Source organism: Lysinibacillus sp. A4 (assembly GCF_024919535.1).
Lineage (GTDB): Bacteria > Bacillota > Bacilli > Bacillales_A > Planococcaceae > Lysinibacillus > Lysinibacillus capsici.
Map to the genome: position 1 here is coordinate 332,981 of NZ_JANWTB010000005.1, position 24,464 is coordinate 357,444.

Genomic DNA, 24,464 nt, shown 5'->3' on the forward strand with positions numbered 1-24,464 from the left:
TATGTTTATTTTATAAATGTGTATTGAAATTGATAATCATTATCAATATAATGGTAAGTAAATATATTCTGAAGGAGACGAAGATGAATTATGATGCCTATATGCTTCTTTGGCAAAATGCATTTATCCAGTTGAAGCAAATCGATTACATAAATAAATCAGACATTCATGTGTCAAAGGTTTTAACATATAGCTCGTTACTTATTGTCACAGCAGGCGGTGCACAGATTGTCATTGACGATCAATCTTATCATGTGCAGCGCTTCAGTATTTTTCATATAGGTAAATCTCAATGTCTTCACATTAGGGCACAGCAGAGTGTAAGCTATTTTCTTATTAGCTATAAGGGAGATGTCATATACAAAGACGCCTTTATGCAGCATTTGCACATGCACTATCAACCATTCCAAACACATTTCTCTTGTGTACCCGCAAATCCGATAGTCATTCACAACATCCTTCAAGATATGTTTGGCAAATGGCAATCTGGCTCTATACAAGAGCATTTATCTGTAAGGGCATCCTTCTATGAGCTTATCTATCATGTCTTTCGAGAATTAGCAGAAGGACAAGGGAAACCACATGAAATGGATAAGGCAGAAGCCGCACGATTATTTATAAAGCAACACATTCATCAACCATTATCTATCCAGACATTAGCAGATATGCTTCAGATTAGTACACGACATTTATTACGCATCTTTAAAGCTCGCTATGAAATAGGTCCACAAATATATTTACAACAATTGAGAATAGAGCAGGCTAAGCAGTATTTATTAACCAATCAATATGGCATAAAAGAAATTGCCATATCTCTTGGATTTGAAGATGAATATTATTTTAGTCGTGCTTTTAAAAAAGCAACAAAACTGGCTCCAAGTAGCTTTAGGCTGAAATATGCATCTAATATGTCCGAAATTGCCATTACAAATGAGAATCATTTTCAATACAATAATAATCAGCTCGCGCAAGCAAAACGATTTGAGAATGGAGAAAATGAAATCATGATGAAGAAGAGGATTCACCATATAAAGCTACCTTTTTTATTAAGCCTGTTCGTTTTACTGGCAGCGTGTAATGAAGAGACAAGCCAATCTAAGGTTGATGAACCAACTTCGCCCGAGAAGGCAGAGACTAGAACCGTAACAGATGATAGTGGACGCGAAGTAGAAATTCCAATGCAGGCAGAGAGAGTCGTAACTGATTGGTATCTGGGGCAAATTTTAGCGTTAGATGTTGTACCAGTTGGAGGCGTAACGGCTAACCTTGATTATGCTGCTTTCTTAAAGCAACACTATAAGGATGGTGAAATTACGAATATTGGTACAGATGGTAAGGTGTCATTAGAAAAAGTTTTAGAGTTAAAGCCAGACTTGATTATTACTTGGAATATTGAGGATGTAGCGAAATATGAAAAAATTGCCCCGACAATTGTATTCGCTGAAGATGCACATCAATCAGCGATTGAGGAGATTAAGGCAATGGGGAATTACTTAGGAAGACAAGAAGAGGCTAAGGCTTTTACAAAAGAATTTGAAGATCGGATCGCAAAAGCTAAAGAAAAAATCATGGGTGTGATTCCAGAGGGAGCCACATTTACTATTTATGAAATGTTTGAAAAAAATGCAACGATTGTAGGGCAATCAAGTGTATCGGGCGGTAGAGCGCTCTATCAAATTTTGGGCATGAAACCTCAAGAAAAGGTGCAGGAGATTTTTGATACAAAGGAAGCAAGTAATGGACGCTATGAGATTTCCTATGAGGTAGTAGGTAACTATGTAGGTGACTATAACTTCATGATTAATTTCTTTAACAAAGATGGCCAGTTGCCAGCAACATGGACAAACTTAGATGTCGTTAAAAGTAATCAAGTATTAGTGCTTCCATCTGAATATTATTTTGCTTCTGATCCGCTCTCTGGCTTACACCAAGCTGAAGAACTAGCTGACAAAATAGTTGAATTTACAAAGGCTCATCAACAATAACTGAGATAACAGGAGAGCTATTGTAGATAGCTCATTTATAGATACGTAAAACGAGTTCACGATAGGAGGCTACACCATGTTATTACGGCGATTTTTTTCATATTATAAGCCCTATAAAGGCTTATTTATTTTAGATTTTAGCTGTGCCATATTAGTGGCACTAATAGAGCTTGCGTTTCCGATTGTTTTAAATAAAGTAATTGATGATATTCTGCCAGATGGGGAATTGAAATGGATTATTATGGCGAGTTTATTGCTGTTTGGATTATACATTTTTAACTCCATTCTTCATTTTATCGTTTCATATTGGGGACATATGCTGGGCATTAATATTGAGACGGATATGAGAAAAGAATCCTTCAGCCATGTACAAAAGCTATCCTTTAGATATTTTGATAACAACAAAACAGGGCATCTTGTTTCTCGTTTAACAAATGATTTGATGGATATTGGTGAACTTGCTCACCATGGTCCAGAGGATATCTTTATTGCAGCGATGACGATTATTGGATCATTTGGTGTTATGTACTATATTGATCCAACCTTTACGATTCTTATTTTCTTGCTTGTACCGATTATCTTATTCTTAACTATTATTTTCGGGAAATTAATGTCCAAGGCATTCCGTCAAATGTTTGGAGATATTGCAGATTTCAATGCACGTGTTGAAAACAATGTAAGTGGTATTCGTGTTGTGCAAGCTTTTACAAATGAAGATCATGAGATTAAACGCTTTAAAGTAAATAATGAAAGATTCCGTATGACAAAGCTGTTTTCCTATAAAGTGATGGCTTGGAATGAAGCTATTTCAGGCATACTCACGAAGGTATTATCACTCTTTACTTTATTTGTTGGGGCTTATTTTGTATTAAATGGGCATTTAACAAATGGCGATTTTATCGCATTTATTTTACTTTCAGGTATTCTCTTAGGCCCAATTAACAAAATCAATATGTTTATAGAAAGCTATCCAAAGGGCATGGCAGGATTTAGGCGCTATATTGAATTCCTCGAAACGGAGCCCGAAATTGCGGACCGTTCAGAAGCGAAAACAATCGATGAAATTGATGGTGAAATTACTTTTTCTAATGTATCGTTTGGCTACGCTGCCAATAATCGTGCCTTACATCAAATTAATTTAAAGGTACGTCCTGGTGAAACGGTTGCCTTAGTAGGCCCTTCTGGTGCAGGGAAATCTACGATCTGTAGCCTATTGCCCCGTTTTTATGAGGTGAATGAGGGTTCCATTAAGATTGATGGTGTTGATATACGAGACTTTAAACTGCAATCTTTACGTTCGCATATCGGGATTGTCCAGCAAGATGTCTTTTTATTCGATGGTACCATTCGTGAAAACATAGCCTATGGTGATTTAAATGCCAGTGAAGAAGATATTTGGTATGCCGCACAACGAGCACAACTGACGGATGTAATCAATGCTTTACCAGAGGGCATGGATACACGCATTGGTGAACGTGGTGTCAAATTATCAGGTGGACAAAAACAAAGATTATCAATTGCACGTATTTTCTTGAAAAATCCAAAAATCTTAATACTAGATGAAGCAACATCTGCATTGGATACAGAAACAGAACAAGCTATCCAGCAAGCCTTAAACGAGCTTTCTATCGGTCGTACTACATTAGTAATTGCCCACCGTTTAGCAACGATTAAGGATGCAGACAGAATTGTTGTGGTATCGAAAAAGGGCATTATTGAAGAAGGCACACATGAGCAATTAATGGAACGCCAAAATGCTTACTATGGCTTGTATACAGCCCAATTTGGTTTACAAATTTAAAAGTAATAGCATTCTCAAAAGTGAAAGGAAGTTAAAGATGTCAGTACTTGAAATAGATCATGTTGCGATTGGTTATTCTTCAGCGCTCATCGTCAATGATTTAAGTGTGGAGATTCCAAAAGGGGAGATCTCCACGATTATCGGTCCAAATGGTTGTGGCAAGTCTACTTTATTAAAGGCTGTAGCACGTGTATTACGCACACAAAATGGAGCTGTCTATTTAGATGGCAAAGCTATACATCAATTAAAAACAAAAGAAGTGGCCAAAAGAATGGCTATTTTACCTCAAACAGCAACAGCACCAGGAGGATTAACGGTTTTTGAACTGGTATCCTATGGTCGTTTTCCTCATCAAGTAGGGTTTGGTTCATTGCAAAAGGAAGACTATGAATATATCCATTGGGCTATTGATGTTACGGGGCTAAGAGAATTTAGTGATCGACCAATCGAAGCATTATCAGGTGGGCAGCGTCAGAGAGTATGGATTGCCATGGCATTGGCGCAAGGCACGGATATTTTAGTACTGGATGAACCAACAACTTATTTAGATTTAGCACATCAGCTCGATATTTTATTGTTGCTACAAAAGCTAAATAAGGAAGAAGGACGAACAATTATCATGGTATTACATGATTTAAATCATGCATCACGCTTCTCTCATTTTATGATGGCCATGAGAGACGGCAATTTAATGGTGAATGGCAGTCCAAAAGAAGTGATGACAAAAGAAAATTTACAAAGGGTATTTAATATCGATGCAGAAATGGCTGTATGTCCCTATAGTGAAAATCCAATCTGCCTATCTTATCAGTTGTACGATATGAAAAAATAAAAGCTAGTTGGAAGTTATGAGGAGGAAATAAAATGACTACGTCGACAGGAGTAGGAGAGCTCCACGATTTAGAAGAGCTACAGAAGCGATCTCATCCGATCCGTGGAGTAGTGGCTTTAATCGTAGGAGTAATTGGATTAATAGTTGCCATTGGCTTATCAATTTCTTTTGGTGCAGCAGATATTTCATTGGGTACTGTTTGGACAGCGGTTACCCATTTTTCACCAGAATTAACAACACATCAAATTATCCATGATATTCGCTTACCACGGGTACTTGGAGCAGCATTAGTCGGTGCAAGCTTTGCGGTAGCGGGTGCGATTATGCAGGGGATGACGCGTAACCCTTTAGCAGACTCAGGGTTATTAGGCTTGAACTCAGGAGCTGCCTTTATGTTAGCCGTATGTTTTGCCTTTTTCCCTGGGTTGCCTTATATGTATTTAATTTTATGGTCCTTTGTAGGTGCAGGGCTTGGTGTGGCCATCGTTTATGGTATTGGCTCGCTTTCTAAAGGTGGCTTAACACCTATGCGACTAGTTTTAGCAGGAGCTGCTGTTAGTGCGTTACTTGGGGCGCTCGGAGAAGGAATTGCTCTTTATTTTCGGATCGGACAAGACCTCGCATTTTGGTATGCGGGTGGTGTTTCGGGCACAAAATGGAGCCATCTACAAATCTTATCTCCATGGATACTTGTTGCGATGATAGGAGCTCTTATCCTATCGCGTTCCATCACCGTACTAAGCTTAGGTGAAGAAATTGCAGTTGGGCTAGGGCAACGTACTGCTGTGGTAAAAGTATGGGGAATGATCATTGTTTTAATTCTAGCGGGTGCAGCAGTTTCTGTTGTCGGTGCGGTTGGTTTTGTAGGGTTAATTATCCCTCATTTAACCAGATACATAGTTGGTCATGATTATCGCTGGATCATCGCTTGTTCCTTGGTATATGGAGCATTGCTTGTTGTGTTAGCTGATTTAGTAGCACGTGTTATTAATCCACCTTATGAAACACCCATCGGTGCGCTCATAGCCTTTATTGGAGTACCATTCTTCCTTTATTTAGCGCGAAAAGGAGGGAAAGAACTATGAGTAACAGCTATTTAACACCAAGTCAGCTAAAGGCGAAAAGGAAACATTTTTCCATTCTTGCTACGCTCATTGTGTTAATCGTTATTACCTTTGTCATAAGTATGAATACAGGTGTCATTAAACTGACACCAATGGAGGTTCTTCGGACTCTTTTTGGTCAAGGTGATGCACAACAGCAGCTTATCTTATATGAATTCAGACTTCCAAGAATTGTAATTGCTGTATTAGTAGGTATGGGGTTAGCTATATCAGGCGCTATTTTACAGGGCATTTCTAAAAATGCCTTAGCAGACCCAGGAATCTTAGGGATTAATGCGGGAGCAGGACTAGCGGTTATGCTCTATGTGTCATTTTTTCCAACTACGAAAGCAGCACCTGTTTATTTACTGCCTATACTGGCTTTTGTAGGAGCAGGTTTGACAGCTGTACTGATTTATTCACTTTCTTATCGACGCCATGAGGGGATTACACCAATGCGTTTAATCTTAACTGGGGTAGCTGTGGCAGCAGGGATTAGCTCGGCTATGATTGTGCTAACACTACGTCTATCGCCAGAGAATTATCAATTTGTAGCAACATGGCTAGCAGGTAGCATTTGGGGCTCAAATTGGAGATTTGTTCTGTCGTTATTACCATGGTTAGTTATCTTATTGCCATTCGTCTATTCAAAATCACGTGTATTAAACATATTGAATTTAGGTGAATTAACAGCAGTAGGACTAGGTGCCTCGATAGAAAAAGAGCGACGCTGGTTGTTGGCTGCTGCTGTTGGATTGGCTGGAGCTAGTGTTTCAGTAAGTGGTGGAATTGGTTTCGTTGGCCTTGTTGCGCCACACTTAGCTCGACAGCTTGTTGGGGCTAAACACCAGTTTTTATTGCCAACCGCAGCATTATTAGGAGGTTTTTTAGTGTTAATGGCTGATACAATCGGTCGTTCCATTTTAGAACCTTCAGAAATTCCAGCAGGGATTGTGGTAGCAGTTTTAGGAGCACCTTATTTCTTGTATTTACTAGCACGATTAAAAGAGTAAATGGCACTTTTTCCTTTGTGTGTGAATAGTATTGCCATGAGGGAAAGAATAGACGGTTATTAGATTAATTCTTGTCAAATAATTTACGTTTGAATAGATTAGAAGGGGATGGAGAAGAGGAAATGTCAGAGGAACTATATGATGTAACAATTGTTGGTGGTGGTCCAGCAGGGCTTTATACTGCCTTTTATAGTGGAATGCGAGATTTAAAAACGAAAATTATCGAGTATAGCTCACAGCTAGGTGGTCGTATGCTAATATATCCTGAAAAAATGATATGGGATGTAGGTGGAGTAACACCTATTTTAGGTGGTCAGCTTATTAAACAACTTGTGGAGCAAGCTGAAACCTTTGATCCAACGATTGTCTTAAATCAAAAAGTGGAAAAATTAGATAAGCAACAGGATGGAACATTTATTTTAACATCCTCTACAGGAGAAAAACATTATTCCAAAACGGTTATTTTAGCAGTAGGCTATGGCGTCCTTTCTATGCAAAAGCTTGAAATTGAAGGAGCGGATCGCTACGAAGTAACGAATTTACATTATACAGTTCAGGAATTAGAAATCTTCCGAGACAAGCATGTGTTGATTTCAGGTGGTGGTAATTCTGCGGTTGATTGGGCAAACGAGCTAGAGGCAATTGCCGCAAGTGTCACGATTGTTCATCGTCGAGATGATTTTGGTGGACATGAAAAAAATGTCTTACGTATGAAAGAATCCTCAGTTCATGTAAAAACACCCTATGAAGTCGTTCAATTGCATGGGGACGGAGATTTAATTCAATATGTATCTATTGTCAATAAAGATACCGATGAAATGGAACGAGTGAAGGTAGATGCTGTCATTGTAAATCATGGTTTAAAATGTGATTACGGTGCGCTTGAAGAATGGGGATTAAACATTCAGAATGGCGTAGCGATTGTTAATGAGAATCGGGAAACGAACGTAGCAGGTATCTATGGAGCTGGTGATTTTATTGATCATCCTAGTAAAGTTAGATTAATAGCTGGTGCATTTACCGATGGAATACTAGCATTAAATAGTGCAAAACTATACTTGGAGCCAGATGCACCGAAAGTAGCCTATGTATCTTCACATAATATTCGCTTTAAAGAGCGAAATGAGAAAATTGGGTTAGTAGACAATGATTATCGTGAAGTTCGCGGTTAGGTATTAGGGATGGTTTACTTTTAATATTTTTTACTTGAAAATGATAAAATATCTATGCTATACTTCAAAAGTATGCAACGTGTACATATGTAGCTGACGTTCCACTTCGACACAAATTTTGTAGTCGACATATTCGGGCTATGTAAGGTACAGTTCGATAATACTCTGTTCCAGATGGTTCAGGGCGAGAGGAGAAAACGAATATGAAACAAGGAATTCATCCAGACTACAAAGAAGCAACAGTAACTTGCTCTTGTGGGAACACTTTCAAAACTGGTTCAGTAAAAGAAAACATCGTTGTCGAGTTCTGCAACGAATGTCACCCATTCTACACTGGCCGTCAAAAATTCGCGTCTGCTGATGGTCGCGTGGATCGTTTCAACAAAAAATACGGTCTTAAAAACTAATGTTAGTTTAATACCTGCCAAGCATGCGCTTGGCAGGTATTTTTTTCAGTAAATAATACACGTTGATGCAAGTCTTTTCAAAATCCAGATTGACACAAAGAAAGGGAGAAGACAAAATGGCACAGCTATATTTTAAACATGGTGCAATGAATAGTGGGAAGTCAATAGAAATTCTAAAAGTTGCCCATAATTATGAAGAACAACAAAAACCTGTAATGATGTTTACTTCAGGTCTAGATACGCGTGATGAGGTGGGCTTTGTTTCCAGTCGAGTAGGTTTACGACAACAAGCCATTCCTGTTTATGAAGATACAAATATTTTTGAAATAGTGAAAACTAATGCTGTCAAACCTTATTGTGTGCTTGTGGATGAAGTTCAATTTTTAAAAAAAGCACATGTTTTACAGCTAGCTAACATTGTGGATAAATTGGACATTCCCGTAATGGGCTTTGGTTTAAAAAATGATTTTCAAAATGAGCTATTTGAAGGTAGCCAGTACATGCTTACATATGCAGATAAAATTGAGGAAATGAAAACAATTTGCTGGTTCTGTCATAAAAAAGCAACCATGAATTTGCGCGTAGATGAAAGTGGAAAGCCAGTTTACACAGGAGATCAAATTCAAATCGGTGGCAATGATTCGTATTATCCTGTTTGCCGAAAATGTCATGCAAATCCACCGCTATAAAGCTAAGTAGCTTTGTTACAGCGCTAAGAAAAAGTAGCATACATGTGAAAATTTCCTTATACTAAGTAGTGGAATAAGAAATGAAAAAACCATTACGCCTTAGCGTAATTTTGATGAAAGCGGCTTCTCTGTAAAAAAGGAGCAATTTAAAAAACTAAATAGAGGTGAAATCCATGTTTGATCGATTACAGGCAGTGGAAGATCGTTATGAAAGGCTTACTGAGCTTTTGAGCGATCCGGATATTGTTAATGATAGTAAGAAATTACGCGAATATTCTAAGGAACAATCAGATATCCAAGAGACAGTAGATACTTATCGTGAATATAAAAGTGTGAAAGAACAGCTAGTAGATACACGAGAAATGTTAGATAGCGAAAAAGACCCTGATATGCACGAAATGGTAAAGGAAGAATTTAACCTTTTAAAAGCACAGCAGGAAGAGCTAGAAGAGCGATTACGTATTTTATTAATTCCAAAAGATCCGAATGATAATAAAAACGTTATTATGGAAATCCGTGGGGCAGCTGGTGGTGACGAGGCTAATATTTTTGCAGGTGACTTGTTCCGTATGTATTCTCGCTATGCAGAAACGCAAGGCTGGAAAATTGATATTATGGAAGCTACACCAAACCCAATGGGCGGCTATAAAGAGGTAATCTTTATGATTAATGGACAAGGAGCCTATTCAAAATTCAAATTTGAAAATGGCGCACACCGTGTACAACGTGTCCCTGCTACAGAATCACAAGGTCGAATTCATACATCAACAGCAACAGTTGCTTGCTTACCTGAGGTTGAGGAAGTAGATGTTGAAATCCATGAAAAAGATATCCGTGTAGATACATTTGCATCATCTGGTGCAGGTGGTCAATCTGTAAATACAACGATGTCTGCTGTTCGTATGACCCATTTACCGACAGGTGTTGTGGTTTCGATGCAGGATGAACGTTCACAAATTAAAAACCGTGAAAAAGCAATGAAAATTCTTCGTGCTCGTGTTGCAGATATGTATATGCAGGAAGCACAAAAGGAGATTGATGCTACGCGTAAATCAGCTGTTGGATCTGGTGATCGCTCTGAGCGAATTCGTACTTACAATTATCCACAAAACCGCGTAACCGACCACCGTATCGGTTTAACGATTCAAAAGCTAGATCAAATCGTTGAAGGCAGACTAGACGAGATTATCGATGCTCTTATTTTAGAAGAACAAGCATCGAAGTTAGAGCGTTTAAATGATGACTTATAAAAATGTGATGGAGGCCCTTGAGTGGGCTTCTTCTTTTTTAGTGGATAATGGTTGTGAACAAACAGCAGCGCGGATTGTTATGCAACATGTGCTTGGTACTAGTTATGGAGAAGTTATGTTGCATTTGCAAGATGAATTAACAGCAGCGCAGCAAATGAAATTTAATGAGCTCATAGAAGAACATGCCAATGGTCGACCTGTCCAATATTGTGTTGGGTATGAGGAGTTTTATGGTCGTTCATTCTTAGTCGATGAATCTGTCTTAATTCCACGACCTGAAACAGAGGAATTGGTGCTTGGAACAATTAATCGACTACCTAAAATATTTACAAAGCAAACATTGAAGCTGGCTGATATCGGTACAGGTAGTGGAGCCATTGCTATTTCAATGAAGCTGGAATGTCCAGCATTAACGGTCATAGCTACCGATTTATCAGAAGCTGCACTAGCAACTGCTCAAAAAAATGCAAAGCAATTAGAGGCAGATATTGATTTTAGATTGGGAGATTTAGCTGCTCCACTTGCAGGAGAAAAATTTGATATTGTTTTATCGAACCCGCCGTATATTGCATTTGATGAGGCACAAGCAATGTCAAGCGTTGTGCTAGAGCATGAGCCGCATAGTGCCCTCTTTGCCGAGGAGGATGGTCTTATTTTATATAGAAAATTAGCCGAACAATTACCAGCTTATATGAATAGGCCAGCGTTGATTGGATTAGAAATCGGTTATACACAGGGAGAGAAAGTAGCTAAATTCTTCCAAGATAGTTTTCCACAGGCAACAGTTTCAGTAGAAAAAGATATTAATGGTAAACCTCGAATGATTTTTTGTGAGCTACATGTATAAAGTTTCTTGATCTTGCCAACAATGTTGAGCAAGGAGGGATTTTTATGTTAAACGAATACAAGATTATTAGATTACCTAAACAAAATATCTTTCTAGCTTTTGCTAGACTAGTATTAATTGCGATTGTTTTACAGTTATGTGTTTTATATATTCCAACATTAGTAGGTTTGGCGAAGGAATCTTCCAATGATGTGCAAGAAAAAGATTTTCGTATACGTGTTATTGCAAACAGTAATACAGCACAAGATCAGCTAGAGAAACAGCAGCTTGTTCAAGATTTGAAGCCATACTTTTTACAAGTTGGTACCGCTGGATTTGCTGGGAATGAGCAAATTCTTTTGTTAAAACAACAAATTGAAGCTGAACTGAGCGAAAATTATCCACAATTGGATACACAGGTTGTTGTTGGGGATAATTTATTCCCACCAAAAAGACAAGATGCTGTACTTTATCCTCAAAATGTCTATCAATCAATTGTTGTAAAAATTGGTGATGCACGCGGAGATAACTGGTGGTGCAGTATCTTCCCATCGATCTGTGAACCTGATAAAGAAGAGGTAAAAGAAGAAGTAGAAGTAGAAGTAGAAGAAAAAGAACAAGTTACATTCTTTATATGGGAATGGATTAAAGGACTTTTTGAATGAATTGTGCACAAATTCAGACAACTTATACACATTTTTTAATAAGTTATAAACAATATGTGGATAATTCAGTGAAAACGAATAATTGAAGGTAGGTATTAATCATGAAAACTGTTTGTAAGGTTGTGGACAGTAATGTGAATAGTCAGATTAATTATACACAAGCTGTGGATATCTTAAATGCAGGAGAGGTAGTGGCATTTCCCACAGAGACGGTTTATGGCTTAGGAGCGATTGCCACAAATGATCTGGCTGTTAAAAAGATATTTGAAGCAAAAGGTCGACCTTCAGATAATCCTTTAATTGTCCACGTTGGTACAAAAGAGGAAGTAGCGATCTATATCGACCATATTTCTGACATAGCTAAACAATGCATGGATTTATTTTGGCCAGGACCATTAACACTGGTGATGCCAGCGAAGCCAAATGTATTAGCTAAAAGTGTCACAGCTGGGTTATCAACAGTAGGCATTCGAATGCCTGATCATCCAGTAGCGCTTGCCTTACTACAACAGCTCCAAAAACCGCTTGCTGCACCGAGCGCTAATCGTAGTGGAAAGCCCAGTCCTACAGAAGCCGTTCATGTTTTAGATGATTTAGAAGGGTACATACCTTATATTTTAGATGGAGGTTCTACAGGCATTGGGCTTGAGTCTACTGTACTAGATGTGACACATGAACCTCCAGTAATTTTACGTCCAGGTGGCATTACGAAGGAAATGCTTGAGGCTAAGATTGGCCCCGTGATTCAACCAACTAAAATAGAACAGAAGCTAGACGCAACGCCTAAGGCACCGGGAATGAAATATACGCATTATGCACCAAATGCTCCCGTGTATTTAATAGACTGTGATGTTGAGAAAGTCAACGAAGCTGTTCTACATCTACAAAGACAAGGGCATAGTGTAGCACTACTGGCACCTGAGAACTTTGAGGGAATTAAAGTGGATTTTTACTTCTCTATTGGTGAAGCGGGAAGTAAAGAAGAAATGGGTGCGGCCTTATATAATGCACTTAGAGCATGTGATAAAACTACCGCTACCGTAATATTAGCAACAACTACTTCAATAGAAGGAGTAGGTGCAGCTATTATGAATAGACTTGAAAAAGCCTCTGGAGGTAAATGGTATTCATTATAATAGAATAATTATAGGCAAAAGACATTGAAGAACCACATGTTTTTTGTCTTTTTTTGTCTAATTATTATATGTTAAAAACGAAAAACAAATAGTAAACAGTTATGATAATAATGTATTTTCGAGCATAAAATGATAAAATATTAGGGAGTGAAGGAGTGCGTTCTTGCAGGGAATTCTTGCAGGTATATTAACGTCTGTTGATGTGATTGGTCTATATGTTTTGCTGCCAAATGTTAGATATCGATTATTTTTATCATTATGGACGGCTGCATTACATATGCTTTTTCCTTTATTAGGGTTTGAATTAGGAAGCTATTTAGTTCGATTTCTATTAGAATGGGGACAATGGATTTCAAGTATTTTATTATTTTGTATCGGTATGCATTTATTATTATTTTCTCACAGAGATGAAAAAGTAACGATTTCACCTGTACTTTTAGCAGTGACTGCAAGCCTAGACACCTTTTCAGTTAGTGTTTCTTTTGGTATGCTTAACTTAGAAAAAACGATTTTTATTATGAGTGCAGGCTTAAGTGCATTAATTTGTGCTTATGGGTCATTAGTTATAGCACGTAGGAGCCAAGTCTTTTTTGGCAATAAAATTCAAATCGTTGCCGGCATTATATTTATAATCATGAGTATTCTAGCTATTCAACAATAGATAAAATTGGAGAGTGATAAGTGTGAAAATATTATTTGTTTGTACAGGCAATACTTGTCGCAGTCCGATGGCAGAAGCTATTTTAAAACATAAACAAATAAACAATGTAGAAGTGCGTTCAGCTGGTATTTATGCGATGCCTAATGCACAAATGTCAGCACTTGCACAACAAGTGTTGAATGAAGCCCAAATGTCCCATCAACATTTTGCGACGCAATTATCCCAAGCTGAAATGGCATGGGCAGACTTAATTTTAACAATGACGACTGCTCACAAAGATACCGTCATTTCCAATTATCCAGAAGCTGAGCATAAGGTATTTACCTTGAAAGAGTATACAAATGAGGGCAGTTTAGAAAATGTAGTGGATCCTTATGGTGGTAATAGAGCAATTTATGAAGCAACATTTGCAGAATTAAAAGAACTGGTCAATCAATTAATACAAAAACTCGAAAAGAATTGAGGGGTCCTATGAAAAAACAATTTGGTTTACGCCTAAAGTTGGTGTTATTTGTTAGTGTTCTTGCACTAATCACCTACAGTGTCAGTTTTATATTCATTGAGTTTTTACAACCTACCTTCTTCCCTGACACAAATCGAAAAGTTTTTGAAGTGATTACGTATGCGTTAGGGATAACTTGGTCAGGGATATTAGCTGCCTTTTTAAGTGTAATCCTCATCAAGCCTTTACAGCAGCTTGAGCATTCAGCAACACTTGTGGCGGAAGGAAAAATAGGACAGGATGTACAAATGCCTAATACAAATGATGAGATTCGATCTGTGGCAGAGGCATTCCAACAAATGGTGTTAAATTTACGTCAAATGGTGGAAAGTATTGATCACAACTTCCAACAAACAAATCAATCGATTATCCAGCTTTCAGATGAAGCAGGAGTGGCAACTAGAAAGGCAGAAGGCATTGCGTCTACTGTAAAGCATATTTCTACAGGAGCAGAAGCATCTGCAACAGCTGTACAAGATACTGCTGAAGCGATTGAAGATGTAAGAACGCTTGCAACAGAGGTAAATAGTAGGGCAGAGGCATCAGCATCACAAACTAAAGAGATTCTACATAATTTATCGACAACAACAAAAGCCATTGAAACATTAGTGAATAGTATTCAACAAATTGCGACAGGTAATAATGAGGCATTAAAAAGCATTCATGCGCTAGAAGAGAATGCTGGACAGGTAGAACGAATAATTAGCTTAGTTGGTGACATTGCAGCACAAACCAATCTGTTGGCACTAAACGCCTCTATAGAAGCTGCTCGTGCTGGAGAACATGGAAAGGGCTTTGCAGTAGTAGCTGAAGAAGTTCGTGGTTTGGCTGATGAAAGTGCAAAAGCAGTGCAAGGAATTACTGCTTTAATTCAAACTATGCAGCAAAACGTAGAAGTAGTTGTGAAACAAATGAACGAACAAGTTGCCTTTGCAACAAAGGAGGCCGATCGAGTTTCTGAAACAACGACAGCAGTAGAAAATATGGCTTCTAATGTACATGAAATGGCAACATCAATTGTTGAGATTTCTTCTTTAATCGAACAGCAAATGCATAATATTGAAACGACAGCTCGACAGTCACAGGAAGTTGCTGCCATTGCGGAACAAACGTCAGCAGGTGCACAGGAAGTTCGTAGTGCAGCTGAAGAGCAAGCCTATGCAATTGAACAAGTCGAGCATCTAGCTCAAAGTTTGAAAAAGCAATCGGAAGCATTGCATAAAATGATCCAACAATTTGATAGACAAGCATAGTCCTGAAGGTTATACATAAATCCCATGAAAAATCGGATTTATGTATAACCTTTTTTATTAAAGGACAATTTATGTCCACTGTAAGTAAAAAGCTAAAAAAACTTCAGTAGATGGAATATTACAACAAAAGACCATTATCCGAACTTATTAACATGATATTCACATTATCCACAAAAAATAAGTTTAAAAGTGAATAATTTTGTGTTAACATACAATTAATGTTCGTCTTTCAGGAAAAATCAACGTAAAAACATAAGAAAAATCGTGTTATTCTTCAGAAAGAAGTGGTACACTAAGGTTGACTATAATTCGAAAAGAGGGAACCCAGTGAGAATAGCAATTTCTTCTGATCACGGAGGCAATAACTTACGTCGTGAGATTATGCAGCTATTAGATGAACTTCAAATTAGCTACGAAGATTTTGGTCCACAATCTTCGGATTCAGTAGACTATCCAGACTATGCAAAACCTGTATCTGAGGGTGTTGCTAACGGAGAATTTGATAAAGGCATTTTAATTTGTGGCACAGGAATTGGTATGTCCATTGCCGCTAATAAGGTCAAGGGCATACGTTGTGCATTAGTACATGATGTATTTAGTGCCAAGGCAACGCGTTGCCATAATGATTCAAATATTTTAGCAATGGGCGAACGTGTAATTGGCCCTGGCCTTGCACGTGAAATCGTACAAGCATGGCTAGAAACCGATTTTGAAGGTGGCCGCCATGTACGCCGTATTGAAAAAATTACTGAACTAGAGCAATAATAGTTTTGTTATTCCATATATGGCATTCGTATAGGATGTCATATATGGCATGATTTTAATGGATATAGATGAAGGAGCTGAGCTTAATGGTTGTAAAACAAATACGAACACATTTGACTCAGTTACTCAGTGAATTTGAAGAGCAAGTAACATTACGACCCCATACAATTTTTGTAGTAGGGTGCTCTACATCTGAAGTGATTGGTCAGAAAATTGGCACAGCGGGAGCATTGGAGATAGCAGAAGCCATTTTTGAGCCGTTACAAGAATTTGCAGCAAAGCATCATTTGCTTTTAGCATTCCAAGGTTGTGAGCATATAAATCGCGCCATTACTATGGAAGCATCAACAGCTGAAAAATTTGGCTATGATCCAGTAGCGGTTGTCCCAGTACGTACGGCAGGCGGCTCAATGTCAGCATATGCCTATACGCAATTTGATAATCCAGTGATTGTTGAAACAATACAGGCACATGCAGGTATTGATATTGGACAAACATTAATCGGTATGCATTTGAAAGCAGTAGCTGTACCTGTTCGAACATCGGTAAAAATGGTAGGAGAAGCTGTTGTGACGATTGCAACAACACGTCCTAAGCTAATTGGCGGAGAACGTGCAGTATATAAATAATTACCACCCTATTTAGTGGTAGAGATGAATAACGATACTTTAGGAGGCTTTTTCAAACATGGCATATGAAAAATTAGCAGTACAAGACAAAGCAGTACTAGATGGAATTCTTGCAGAAAAAACACGTCAGCAAGCAAATATTGAATTGATTGCATCAGAAAACTTTGTATCCGAAGCAGTGATGGAAGCGCAAGGATCAGTACTGACAAATAAATACGCTGAAGGTTATCCTGGTAAACGCTATTATGGTGGCTGTGAGCATGTAGACGTAGTAGAGGATATTGCACGTGATCGTGTAAAAGAACTCTTCGGAGCAGAATATGCGAATGTGCAACCACACTCAGGTGCACAAGCAAACATGGCTGTTTACCATACGATTCTAGAACCAGGTGACACAGTTCTGGGTATGAACCTTTCACATGGTGGTCACTTAACACATGGTTCTCCAGTAAACTTCTCTGGTATTCTATATAATTTTGTAGAGTATGGTGTAACACAAGATACACAAGTGATTGATTATGAAGATGTACGACAAAAGGCTTTAGAGCATAAACCGAAACTGATTGTTGCTGGTGCATCTGCTTATCCACGTGAAATTGACTTCTCTAAATTCCGTGAAATTGCAGACGAAGTCGGAGCCTATTTCATGGTGGATATGGCACACATTGCTGGACTTGTAGCTGCTGGCGAACATCAATCACCAGTGCCATATGCTGATTTTGTTACATCAACTACACATAAAACATTACGTGGACCACGTGGTGGATTAATTCTTGCTTCAAAAGAATGGGAGCAAAAACTAAATAAATCTGTATTCCCAGGCATTCAAGGTGGCCCATTAATGCATGTTATCGCTGCAAAAGCTGTAGCATTTGGAGAAGCTTTACAACCAGAATTTAAAGACTATGCAAAACAAATTAAAGCCAATGCAAAGGCTTTAGCAGAAGTATTAATTGCTGAGGGAGTTGAAATTGTTTCTGGTGGTACAGATAATCATTTATTACTGCTAAATGTTAAATCTCTTGGTTTAACTGGTAAAGTAGCAGAGCACGCACTAGATGAAGTGGGTATTACAACAAATAAAAATACAATCCCTTACGATACTGAATCTCCATTTGTCACTTCTGGAATTCGTATTGGTACTCCAGCGGTCACTTCTCGTGGCTTTAAGGAGGAAGATATGAAAGAAGTAGGAGCGATTATAGCAGCTGTTCTTAAAAACCCTGAAGATGAAACAGTTAAAGCAGATGCAAAAGATCGTGTGAAGGCATTAACTGATAAGCATCCACTATATGTATAATCAATAGAATAATAGCTGTGTTTAAAGTACAAAATTTACTTTAAATACAGCTTTTTATTTTGGAAATCGAGGATTAAACTGTAAAAAACATCTTTTTTCTAACAAAGTAGAATAATCCTCTTATTTTTGAATAAATTTACATAAAAACGGTATAAAGGGATATATTATAGAAGGCAGAGGACAGATAGTGTCCTAGAAAAGAAGTTTTTTTAATAAAAGTGAAAATTTAATTAAATTTTATGTACAATGGAAATGAGATGAAGTGATAGAAAAGGAGGGGTTGGATGGTCACTAAATCGTTAAACACAGATTATGATGTATTATTAAACAGCATTCGCAAATTAGGGAATAATTCGAAAGAAAGCTACGTTATTTTTGATGCAACGAAGCATCATTACATAGTAGAGTGTAATGATTCATTTTGTATGCTTACTAATGCTGCACGTTCACAAATCTTAAATACTGAGTATTTTTCATGGCTATCAATGGACGAAAAAAAGACAACCATTGAAATGATGAAAGAAAAAATACATAACGGCATAATGGTGCAGGCGAAGCTATATCATAATGGCATCGATAAACCTCCCTTTTGGGCAGAAATACAAGCATTACCTTTTTGCAATGAGGCAAATATAACGCAATTTGTTTTAGTATTTGTGAAGGATGTTACATATTATCATACGGAAGACTTCTTAATGCGTTTAGAAAATGATATGTATAGGGCGATTGAGAAGGAGTTTTCTTTTGAGCAAAAGATGAAGCTTATTTGTCAAGGACTCGATGAATTTTTTATGCCAAATATTGCAAGTATGGTGCTCATAAAAACAGAAGTAAACCAATTACAAGTTTTCATAGGAGGTAATCAAACAGAGAGCGTACCAAGATGTTGTGCAAACAATGATTTCTTTAAGAAGGTCATGCAATCAGAAACGTCTACTTTCATAGAGAATTTAGATGAAGTGAATATTCCTAAAGAACATAAGCAATATGCTTCGCTAGCTAAAAAGTCACATGGATGGTTTATCCCTATACGTAATCAACAGCGGCAAGTAATAGGTGTTTTTTCGATATTTAGCCAAAAAACACAAAGTGACCAAATGCTTAAAAATATGTTTCGAAAAATGGGTGCTCTTGTTGCATTGGCTTATTCATATGCAAGGACGCAGAAAAAAATTTGGGATTTAGCCTATACAGACATTACAACAGGTCTGCCTAATCGTCACAGCTTTGTTAATACGATTGAAAGGGAAGTCCAGCAGGGGCAAAGCGGCTTTATTAAAATATTAAAACCTAGTGAATTTCATCAAGTAGTTGAATTGTACGGTCGTGAAATTGGTGATGAACTTTTAAGACAACTTGCCAAACGTCTTGAGCAAGACAAGTCAGAAAGTAATGAGTATGTTGCTAGATTTACTAGCTCTAGTTTGATTATGACTACAATGTCACTTCATGAAGATTTGAATGATTATGAGATGAGAATAAAAGAAACGATTCGCCAGCCTTTTATCATAGGAGGAAAGCAAATCTATATTACATTAAAAACAGGAATTGCTTCATATAATGAAGACATAAATATTAATGATGCGATTCGTTTTGCAGATAATGCGTTATCCTTTGCAATCGATAGGCCAGGCACACATACAGAAATATTTACAACAGAGAAAAACGATGTGCTGGTACAGAAGATGACGATCTTAAATCATTTGTCAGAAGCCATCAAAAATAAAGAAATAACAGTCCACTTACAGCCTAAAGTAGATTTACGCAATGGGGAAATTCAAAGTATTGAAGCACTTGCGAGGTGGATTTCTCCAAAATTGGGCTTTGTTTCACCAGCACTCTTTATTCCAGTAGCAGAGAGTGCTGGTAAGGTGCGAGAAATTGATGTGCTTATTTTAGAGACGGTACTCTCATGGCTTTCAGAACGACAACGCCTGGGAAAGAAATTAGTGAAAATTGCTGTCAATATTTCGCCTGATCATTTTTACTACACGCATTTTGTTCAAGATACACTGAAACTTGTACGGAAGTATAATATTGACCCTAGCTATATTATCTTAGAGGTGACAGAAAATATTGGTTTAGTAGATTTTCAATCAGCCTATAAGATCATTCAAGAGCTAAAGAGCTATGGCTTTAAAACATCCGTAGATGATTTTGGAACAGGTTTTTCTTCATTAAGCTATTTGCAACAGCTACCGTTTGCTGAACTAAAGATTGATCGAAGCTTCATCAATGCTATTGAAGATCCAGCAACTCTGGCTATTGTTCGCTCTATCATTCAGTTAGCATTAAATTTAGGAATGATTTCAGTGGCAGAGGGCATAGAGACAGAGGAACAGGTTGAGATTCTACGTGCGCTAGGATGCACAGTAGGACAAGGATATTTCTATTTCAAGCCAATGCCAATTGAACAATTAGATATAATTCTTGATCAATAACTTAGTTTTGACAAAAGAATAGATGATAAAGGGAGTTGTCCTAAATTTATTTTTGAGGCAACTCCTTTTTTCTGTTATACTAGTTGAGATAAAAATGAATCCGAACGGTGAGGAGAGAATCCCTTTGAGCAAAGTCTATGTATTTGATCATCCACTAATCCAACACAAATTAACTTATATTCGCGACAAGAATACAGGAACAAAAGAATTTCGTGAGCTAGTAGACGAAGTGGCAACACTCATGGCATTTGAAATTACACGTGATATGCCAGTAGAGGAAATTGAAATTGAAACACCTGTAACAATTGCAAAAACAAAAGTACTTTCTGGTAAAAAACTTGCAATCGTACCGATTTTACGTGCAGGTATCGGTATGGTAGATGGCGTATTAAAGCTTATCCCTGCTGCAAAAGTTGGTCATATTGGTCTTTACCGTGATCCAGAAACATTAAAACCAGTTGAATATTACGCAAAACTTCCTGCAGATGTTGAAGAACGTGATTTCATCATTGTAGATCCAATGCTTGCAACTGGTGGTTCTGCAGTGGAGGCAATTCATTCACTGAAAAAACGTGGAGCTAAAAACATTAAATTCATGTGCTTAATCGCTGCACCAGAGGGTGTGAAAGCTATTCAAGAAGAACATTCGGATGTAGATATTTATATTGCTGCTCTTGATGAAAAATTAAATGACCATGGTTATATTGTACCGGGCTTAGGTGATGCTGGAGACCGTCTATTCGGTACAAAATAAAAATCCATACATGAAATTTCCTCATTTAGGAAACTAATAACTTGTGAAAGCGTCCTTCAAATTGAAGGGCGTTTCATAGTATGTGTAGGTAAGTAATCCTTCATCAACAGGAGATTGGTCTTACCATACAATAACAAAAAGGACGGTGCAGATCGTTTTGACAAAAAAATGGAAAGTAATGACGATTTTTGGTACAAGACCAGAAGCAATTAAAATGGCTCCTCTTGTTTTGGAGTTACAAAAGTATCCTAAGCAAATAGAATCTATTGTAACTGTAACAGCACAGCATCGCCAAATGCTCGATCAAGTATTAGAAACGTTTAGTATTACACCAAACTATGACTTAAATATAATGAAGGATCGCCAAACATTAATTGATGTAACGACAAACGCATTACAGGGTTTAGATCAAGTAATGAAGGAAGCACAACCAGATATCGTTTTGGTACATGGTGATACAGCAACGACTTTCATTGCAAGTCTCGCTGCGTTCTATAACCAAATCGCTATAGGCCATGTAGAAGCTGGACTTCGAACATGGAACAAATATTCACCATATCCAGAGGAGATGAATCGCCAACTAACAGGTGTGATGGCAGATTTACATTTTGCGCCAACTGAAGTATCTAAAAAGAATCTTTTAGATGAGAATAAAAATCCAGCGACGATTTTTGTTACAGGTAATACAGCAATAGACGCATTAGCAACAACAGTCAGTGAACACTACACACATCCTGTTTTAGATAAAATCGGGAAAGATCGCATGATTTTATTAACAGCACATCGTCGTGAAAATCTTGGTGAACCAATGCGCCATATGTTTAAAGCGATTACTAGAATACTCGCAGAACATGAGGATGTTCAAGTTGTTTATCCTGTTCATATGAATCCGGCTGTAAGAGAAATTGCTAATGAAATTTTAGGGAATAATAAACGAGTGCATTTAATTGAGCCTCTTGAAGTATTTGATTTCCATAACTTTGCGGCTAATTCCTATATGATCTTAACGGATTCAGGCGGTGTACAAGAAGAGGCACCTTCATTAGGAAAGCCAGTGCTTGTTCTTAGAGATACGACAGAACGTCCAGAGGGAATTGCAGCAGGAACATTAAAGCTAGCAGGAACAGAAGAGGAAACAATTTACGCCTTAGCAAAGGAATTACTAACAGATAATAATGCCTATGAAGCAATGGCTAAAGCATCAAATCCATATGGGGATGGACATGCATCTAAGCGTATTGTTGAAGCATTGCTAGGATTTTTACAAAAAACTAATTAATATACTATATTTTATATTAAAAATAAGTCTAATGTACCTGTTGAAATGGGTAAGCTAATTTACGAGCATAATCTTGTCGTAAATTAGCTTTTTTAATGCGTGAGAAGGTTGAGAAATTTTGAAACTATGAAATTTCATACACAAATTTGTCAACAATTTGACAAGAGTATAGAGGCTGTGAAGTTTTTCTCCTTTACCAATTGACTTCAAATATCACCTATTGTATGCTTACAAAGGGTAAGAATGATAAGGGTTTCTGTTCATAAATAGGACGTTGAAACACTTGTTATATCAACTTTCTACTAAATTGACAGTTCAAAATAAGACTGTCGATTTGCAACGTTTTGTGCGTTTCGGTTTTTACCGAGTCGGTAAGGGGTGTAAGTTATTTTTTGGGCATTTACACCTGTAATTGAAATGACTCTCCCATTACTATTCCGCTGTGAGTAGTGCTTTTCACTGCTCTTTTCTGATTTCACATAGTGGTCAGCAAACGTTTTCATTACTCGAAAAAATGATTCAGGAGATTACAACCAATGCTAGATTTGCATCACATTTTTGCTGTGCAGAAGAGGGCGTTATTTTTTTTGCTTGCACTCTGCGCATTAGGCTGGGGATTTACCCCCTATCAAACTGTTTTTGCGGGCATCGCAGTCGGTGCATTCTTTGGTACGTATAATTTTTGGATTTTAGTTCGACGTATGGAGAAGTTTGACAGATCCATTAGTGAAGGGAAGAAAATAGGCTCACTTGGTACAGCGCTTCGCTTTGGATCAGGTGTTGCGGCAGTCGCAATAGCCATTTCGTTGCCAAACTATTTTCACTTAATTAGCACGGTTATAGGGCTAATGATTCCGTACGTTTTTCTCTTTGTCGAGAGAATTGTGTCACATGTAAGGAACCGCTAATGTGCTTTAAATTAGAAAGAGAGGTGAAAAATAACAATGAATCATGAAGCTCCGTTACTAGAAGTCGGTTTTTTAACATTTAACTTATCAACAGTTATGATGTTACTAGTTGCAGCAATTATCGTATTTTTAATTGCCTTTATTTCAACTAGAAGCCTAAAGTTAAAACCTACTGGTATGCAAAACTTTATGGAATGGATTATGGATTTCGTTAAGAATATCATTAAAAGCAACATGGATTGGAAAACTGGTGGTCGATTCCACGTTCTAGGCATCACACTAATTATGTTTATCGCAGTATCTAACTTACTAGGTCTTCCTTTCTCAATTGTCTATGGGCATGAGCTATGGTGGAAATCACCAACAGCTGACCCTACAGTAACGATGACATTAGCAGCAATGATATTAGTCTTAACGCATTTCTATGGTGTAAAAATGAAGGGTACAGGTCATTATGTTGGTACATTCTTCAAACCAATGTCATTCATGTTCCCACTTAAAATAGTAGAAGAATTTGCAAACACATTAACATTAGGTTTACGTCTTTACGGTAACATTTATGCGGGTGAGATTTTACTTGGCTTACTTGCAGGTTTAGCATCATCAGGTGCTGTGGGATTCATCGGGGCAATCGTTCCTATGATGGCATGGCAAGGTTTCTCAATTTTCATCGGCTTTATCCAAGCCTTTATCTTCACAATGTTAACAATGGTTTACATGGCTCATAAAGTGAGCGATGACCATTAATATAAAGCATATACCCTATGCTTGAACAACAAAAACAAACAATTCCAAGGAGGAAATTTTCAAATGACAGGTTCATTAGGTTTATTAGCAGCAGCAATCGCAATCGGTTTAGGTGCACTTGGTGCAGGTATTGGTAACGGTCTTATCGTATCAAAAACAGTAGAAGGTATCGCTCGTCAACCAGAAGCTCGTGGCGTTCTTCAAACTACAATGTTCATCGGGGTTGCATTAGTTGAGGCCCTACCGATCATCGCAGTAGTAGTAGCATTCATCGTAATGAACAAATAATTCAGTTGAACACTGAATTTTACTAGTGGCGAAGCAGGATTCTCCAGATGAAACTTCG

At 37.6% G+C, this 24,464-nt stretch carries 24 protein-coding genes; all 24 read left to right on the forward strand.

The features are described from left to right. Positions 1–83 precede the first annotated feature (83 nt). The 24 genes from NY607_RS12760 to atpE all read left to right on the forward strand — a co-directional run bounded on the left by NY607_RS12760 (position 84) and on the right by atpE (position 24,406). Positions 84–1,985 (forward strand): AraC family transcriptional regulator, encoded by a 1,902-nt coding sequence (locus tag NY607_RS12760; protein WP_259419823.1) that lies wholly within the window; start codon positions 84–86, stop codon positions 1,983–1,985. A gap of 76 nt (positions 1,986–2,061) precedes the next feature. Further along, positions 2,062–3,786 (forward strand): ABC transporter ATP-binding protein, encoded by a 1,725-nt coding sequence (locus tag NY607_RS12765; protein WP_131520785.1) that lies wholly within the window; start codon positions 2,062–2,064, stop codon positions 3,784–3,786. 37 nt (positions 3,787–3,823) lie between these two features. Continuing rightward, the gene (locus tag NY607_RS12770; RefSeq protein ID WP_237899250.1) at positions 3,824–4,618 is read left to right on the forward strand and encodes an ABC transporter ATP-binding protein; all 795 of its coding nucleotides are present in this window, start codon (positions 3,824–3,826) and stop codon (positions 4,616–4,618) included. 32 nt (positions 4,619–4,650) lie between these two features. Continuing rightward, positions 4,651–5,703 (forward strand): FecCD family ABC transporter permease, encoded by a 1,053-nt coding sequence (locus tag NY607_RS12775; RefSeq protein WP_259419824.1) that lies wholly within the window; start codon positions 4,651–4,653, stop codon positions 5,701–5,703. Then, positions 5,700–6,734 carry a FecCD family ABC transporter permease gene (locus NY607_RS12780; RefSeq protein ID WP_009371943.1) on the forward strand — a complete coding sequence of 345 codons (1,035 nt, stop codon included), beginning with the start codon at positions 5,700–5,702 and terminating at the stop codon, positions 6,732–6,734. The genes NY607_RS12775 and NY607_RS12780 overlap by 4 nt, the downstream gene beginning before the upstream one ends. A gap of 122 nt (positions 6,735–6,856) precedes the next feature. Continuing rightward, positions 6,857–7,906 (forward strand): NAD(P)/FAD-dependent oxidoreductase, encoded by a 1,050-nt coding sequence (locus tag NY607_RS12785; RefSeq protein ID WP_131520787.1) that lies wholly within the window; start codon positions 6,857–6,859, stop codon positions 7,904–7,906. A 203-nt stretch (positions 7,907–8,109) separates the two neighbouring features. Then, positions 8,110–8,313 (forward strand): 50S ribosomal protein L31, encoded by a 204-nt coding sequence (gene rpmE / locus NY607_RS12790; protein WP_004269457.1) that lies wholly within the window; start codon positions 8,110–8,112, stop codon positions 8,311–8,313. A gap of 116 nt (positions 8,314–8,429) precedes the next feature. Continuing rightward, positions 8,430–9,002 (forward strand): thymidine kinase, encoded by a 573-nt coding sequence (locus NY607_RS12795; RefSeq protein ID WP_048395608.1) that lies wholly within the window; start codon positions 8,430–8,432, stop codon positions 9,000–9,002. Positions 9,003–9,175: 173 nt separating this feature from the next. Beyond that, a complete protein-coding gene (gene prfA, locus NY607_RS12800) occupies positions 9,176–10,252 on the forward strand; it encodes a peptide chain release factor 1 (RefSeq protein WP_004269459.1) in 1,077 nt (358 codons plus the stop codon). Continuing rightward, positions 10,239–11,099, forward strand: coding sequence for a peptide chain release factor N(5)-glutamine methyltransferase (gene prmC / locus NY607_RS12805; protein ID WP_131520788.1), 861 nt, complete (start codon positions 10,239–10,241; stop codon positions 11,097–11,099). The genes prfA and prmC overlap by 14 nt, the downstream gene beginning before the upstream one ends. Positions 11,100–11,143: 44 nt before the next feature. Then, positions 11,144–11,743 carry a stage II sporulation protein R gene (locus NY607_RS12810; protein ID WP_259419825.1) on the forward strand — a complete coding sequence of 200 codons (600 nt, stop codon included), beginning with the start codon at positions 11,144–11,146 and terminating at the stop codon, positions 11,741–11,743. A gap of 101 nt (positions 11,744–11,844) precedes the next feature. Then, positions 11,845–12,879: an L-threonylcarbamoyladenylate synthase gene (locus NY607_RS12815; RefSeq protein ID WP_131520790.1), complete on the forward strand. Its 1,035-nt coding sequence runs from the start codon at positions 11,845–11,847 to the stop codon at positions 12,877–12,879. Between the two features lie 163 nt (positions 12,880–13,042). Further along, positions 13,043–13,540: a manganese efflux pump MntP gene (locus NY607_RS12820; protein ID WP_131520791.1), complete on the forward strand. Its 498-nt coding sequence runs from the start codon at positions 13,043–13,045 to the stop codon at positions 13,538–13,540. 22 nt (positions 13,541–13,562) lie between these two features. Continuing rightward, on the forward strand, positions 13,563–14,003 hold the full coding sequence (locus NY607_RS12825) for a low molecular weight protein arginine phosphatase (RefSeq protein ID WP_131520792.1): 441 nt from the start codon (positions 13,563–13,565) through the stop codon (positions 14,001–14,003). Positions 14,004–14,011: 8 nt separating this feature from the next. Beyond that, on the forward strand, positions 14,012–15,295 hold the full coding sequence (locus tag NY607_RS12830) for a methyl-accepting chemotaxis protein (RefSeq protein ID WP_004269465.1): 1,284 nt from the start codon (positions 14,012–14,014) through the stop codon (positions 15,293–15,295). Between the two features lie 327 nt (positions 15,296–15,622). Next, on the forward strand, positions 15,623–16,060 hold the full coding sequence (gene rpiB / locus NY607_RS12835) for a ribose 5-phosphate isomerase B (RefSeq protein WP_237899254.1): 438 nt from the start codon (positions 15,623–15,625) through the stop codon (positions 16,058–16,060). 86 nt (positions 16,061–16,146) lie between these two features. Then, complete coding sequence (locus NY607_RS12840; protein WP_237899256.1) at positions 16,147–16,689, forward strand: TIGR01440 family protein; 543 nt, start codon at positions 16,147–16,149, stop codon at positions 16,687–16,689. Between the two features lie 58 nt (positions 16,690–16,747). After that, positions 16,748–17,989 carry a serine hydroxymethyltransferase gene (gene glyA / locus NY607_RS12845; protein WP_237899257.1) on the forward strand — a complete coding sequence of 414 codons (1,242 nt, stop codon included), beginning with the start codon at positions 16,748–16,750 and terminating at the stop codon, positions 17,987–17,989. 284 nt (positions 17,990–18,273) lie between these two features. Beyond that, positions 18,274–20,430, forward strand: coding sequence for an EAL domain-containing protein (locus tag NY607_RS12850; protein WP_259419826.1), 2,157 nt, complete (start codon positions 18,274–18,276; stop codon positions 20,428–20,430). 124 nt (positions 20,431–20,554) lie between these two features. Then, positions 20,555–21,184: a uracil phosphoribosyltransferase gene (gene upp / locus NY607_RS12855; protein WP_004269470.1), complete on the forward strand. Its 630-nt coding sequence runs from the start codon at positions 20,555–20,557 to the stop codon at positions 21,182–21,184. A 157-nt stretch (positions 21,185–21,341) separates the two neighbouring features. Beyond that, positions 21,342–22,463, forward strand: a complete 1,122-nt coding sequence (wecB, locus tag NY607_RS12860; protein ID WP_310794748.1) for a non-hydrolyzing UDP-N-acetylglucosamine 2-epimerase — start codon at positions 21,342–21,344, stop codon at positions 22,461–22,463. A gap of 536 nt (positions 22,464–22,999) precedes the next feature. Further along, positions 23,000–23,371 carry an ATP synthase subunit I gene (locus NY607_RS12865; protein ID WP_004269472.1) on the forward strand — a complete coding sequence of 124 codons (372 nt, stop codon included), beginning with the start codon at positions 23,000–23,002 and terminating at the stop codon, positions 23,369–23,371. Positions 23,372–23,407: 36 nt separating this feature from the next. Continuing rightward, positions 23,408–24,118, forward strand: a complete 711-nt coding sequence (atpB, locus tag NY607_RS12870; RefSeq protein WP_004269473.1) for a F0F1 ATP synthase subunit A — start codon at positions 23,408–23,410, stop codon at positions 24,116–24,118. A gap of 63 nt (positions 24,119–24,181) precedes the next feature. Next, entirely contained in the window at positions 24,182–24,406 is a 225-nt protein-coding gene (atpE, locus tag NY607_RS12875) for a F0F1 ATP synthase subunit C (protein WP_004269474.1), read from the forward strand. The last annotated feature ends 58 nt before the right edge of the window (positions 24,407–24,464 follow it).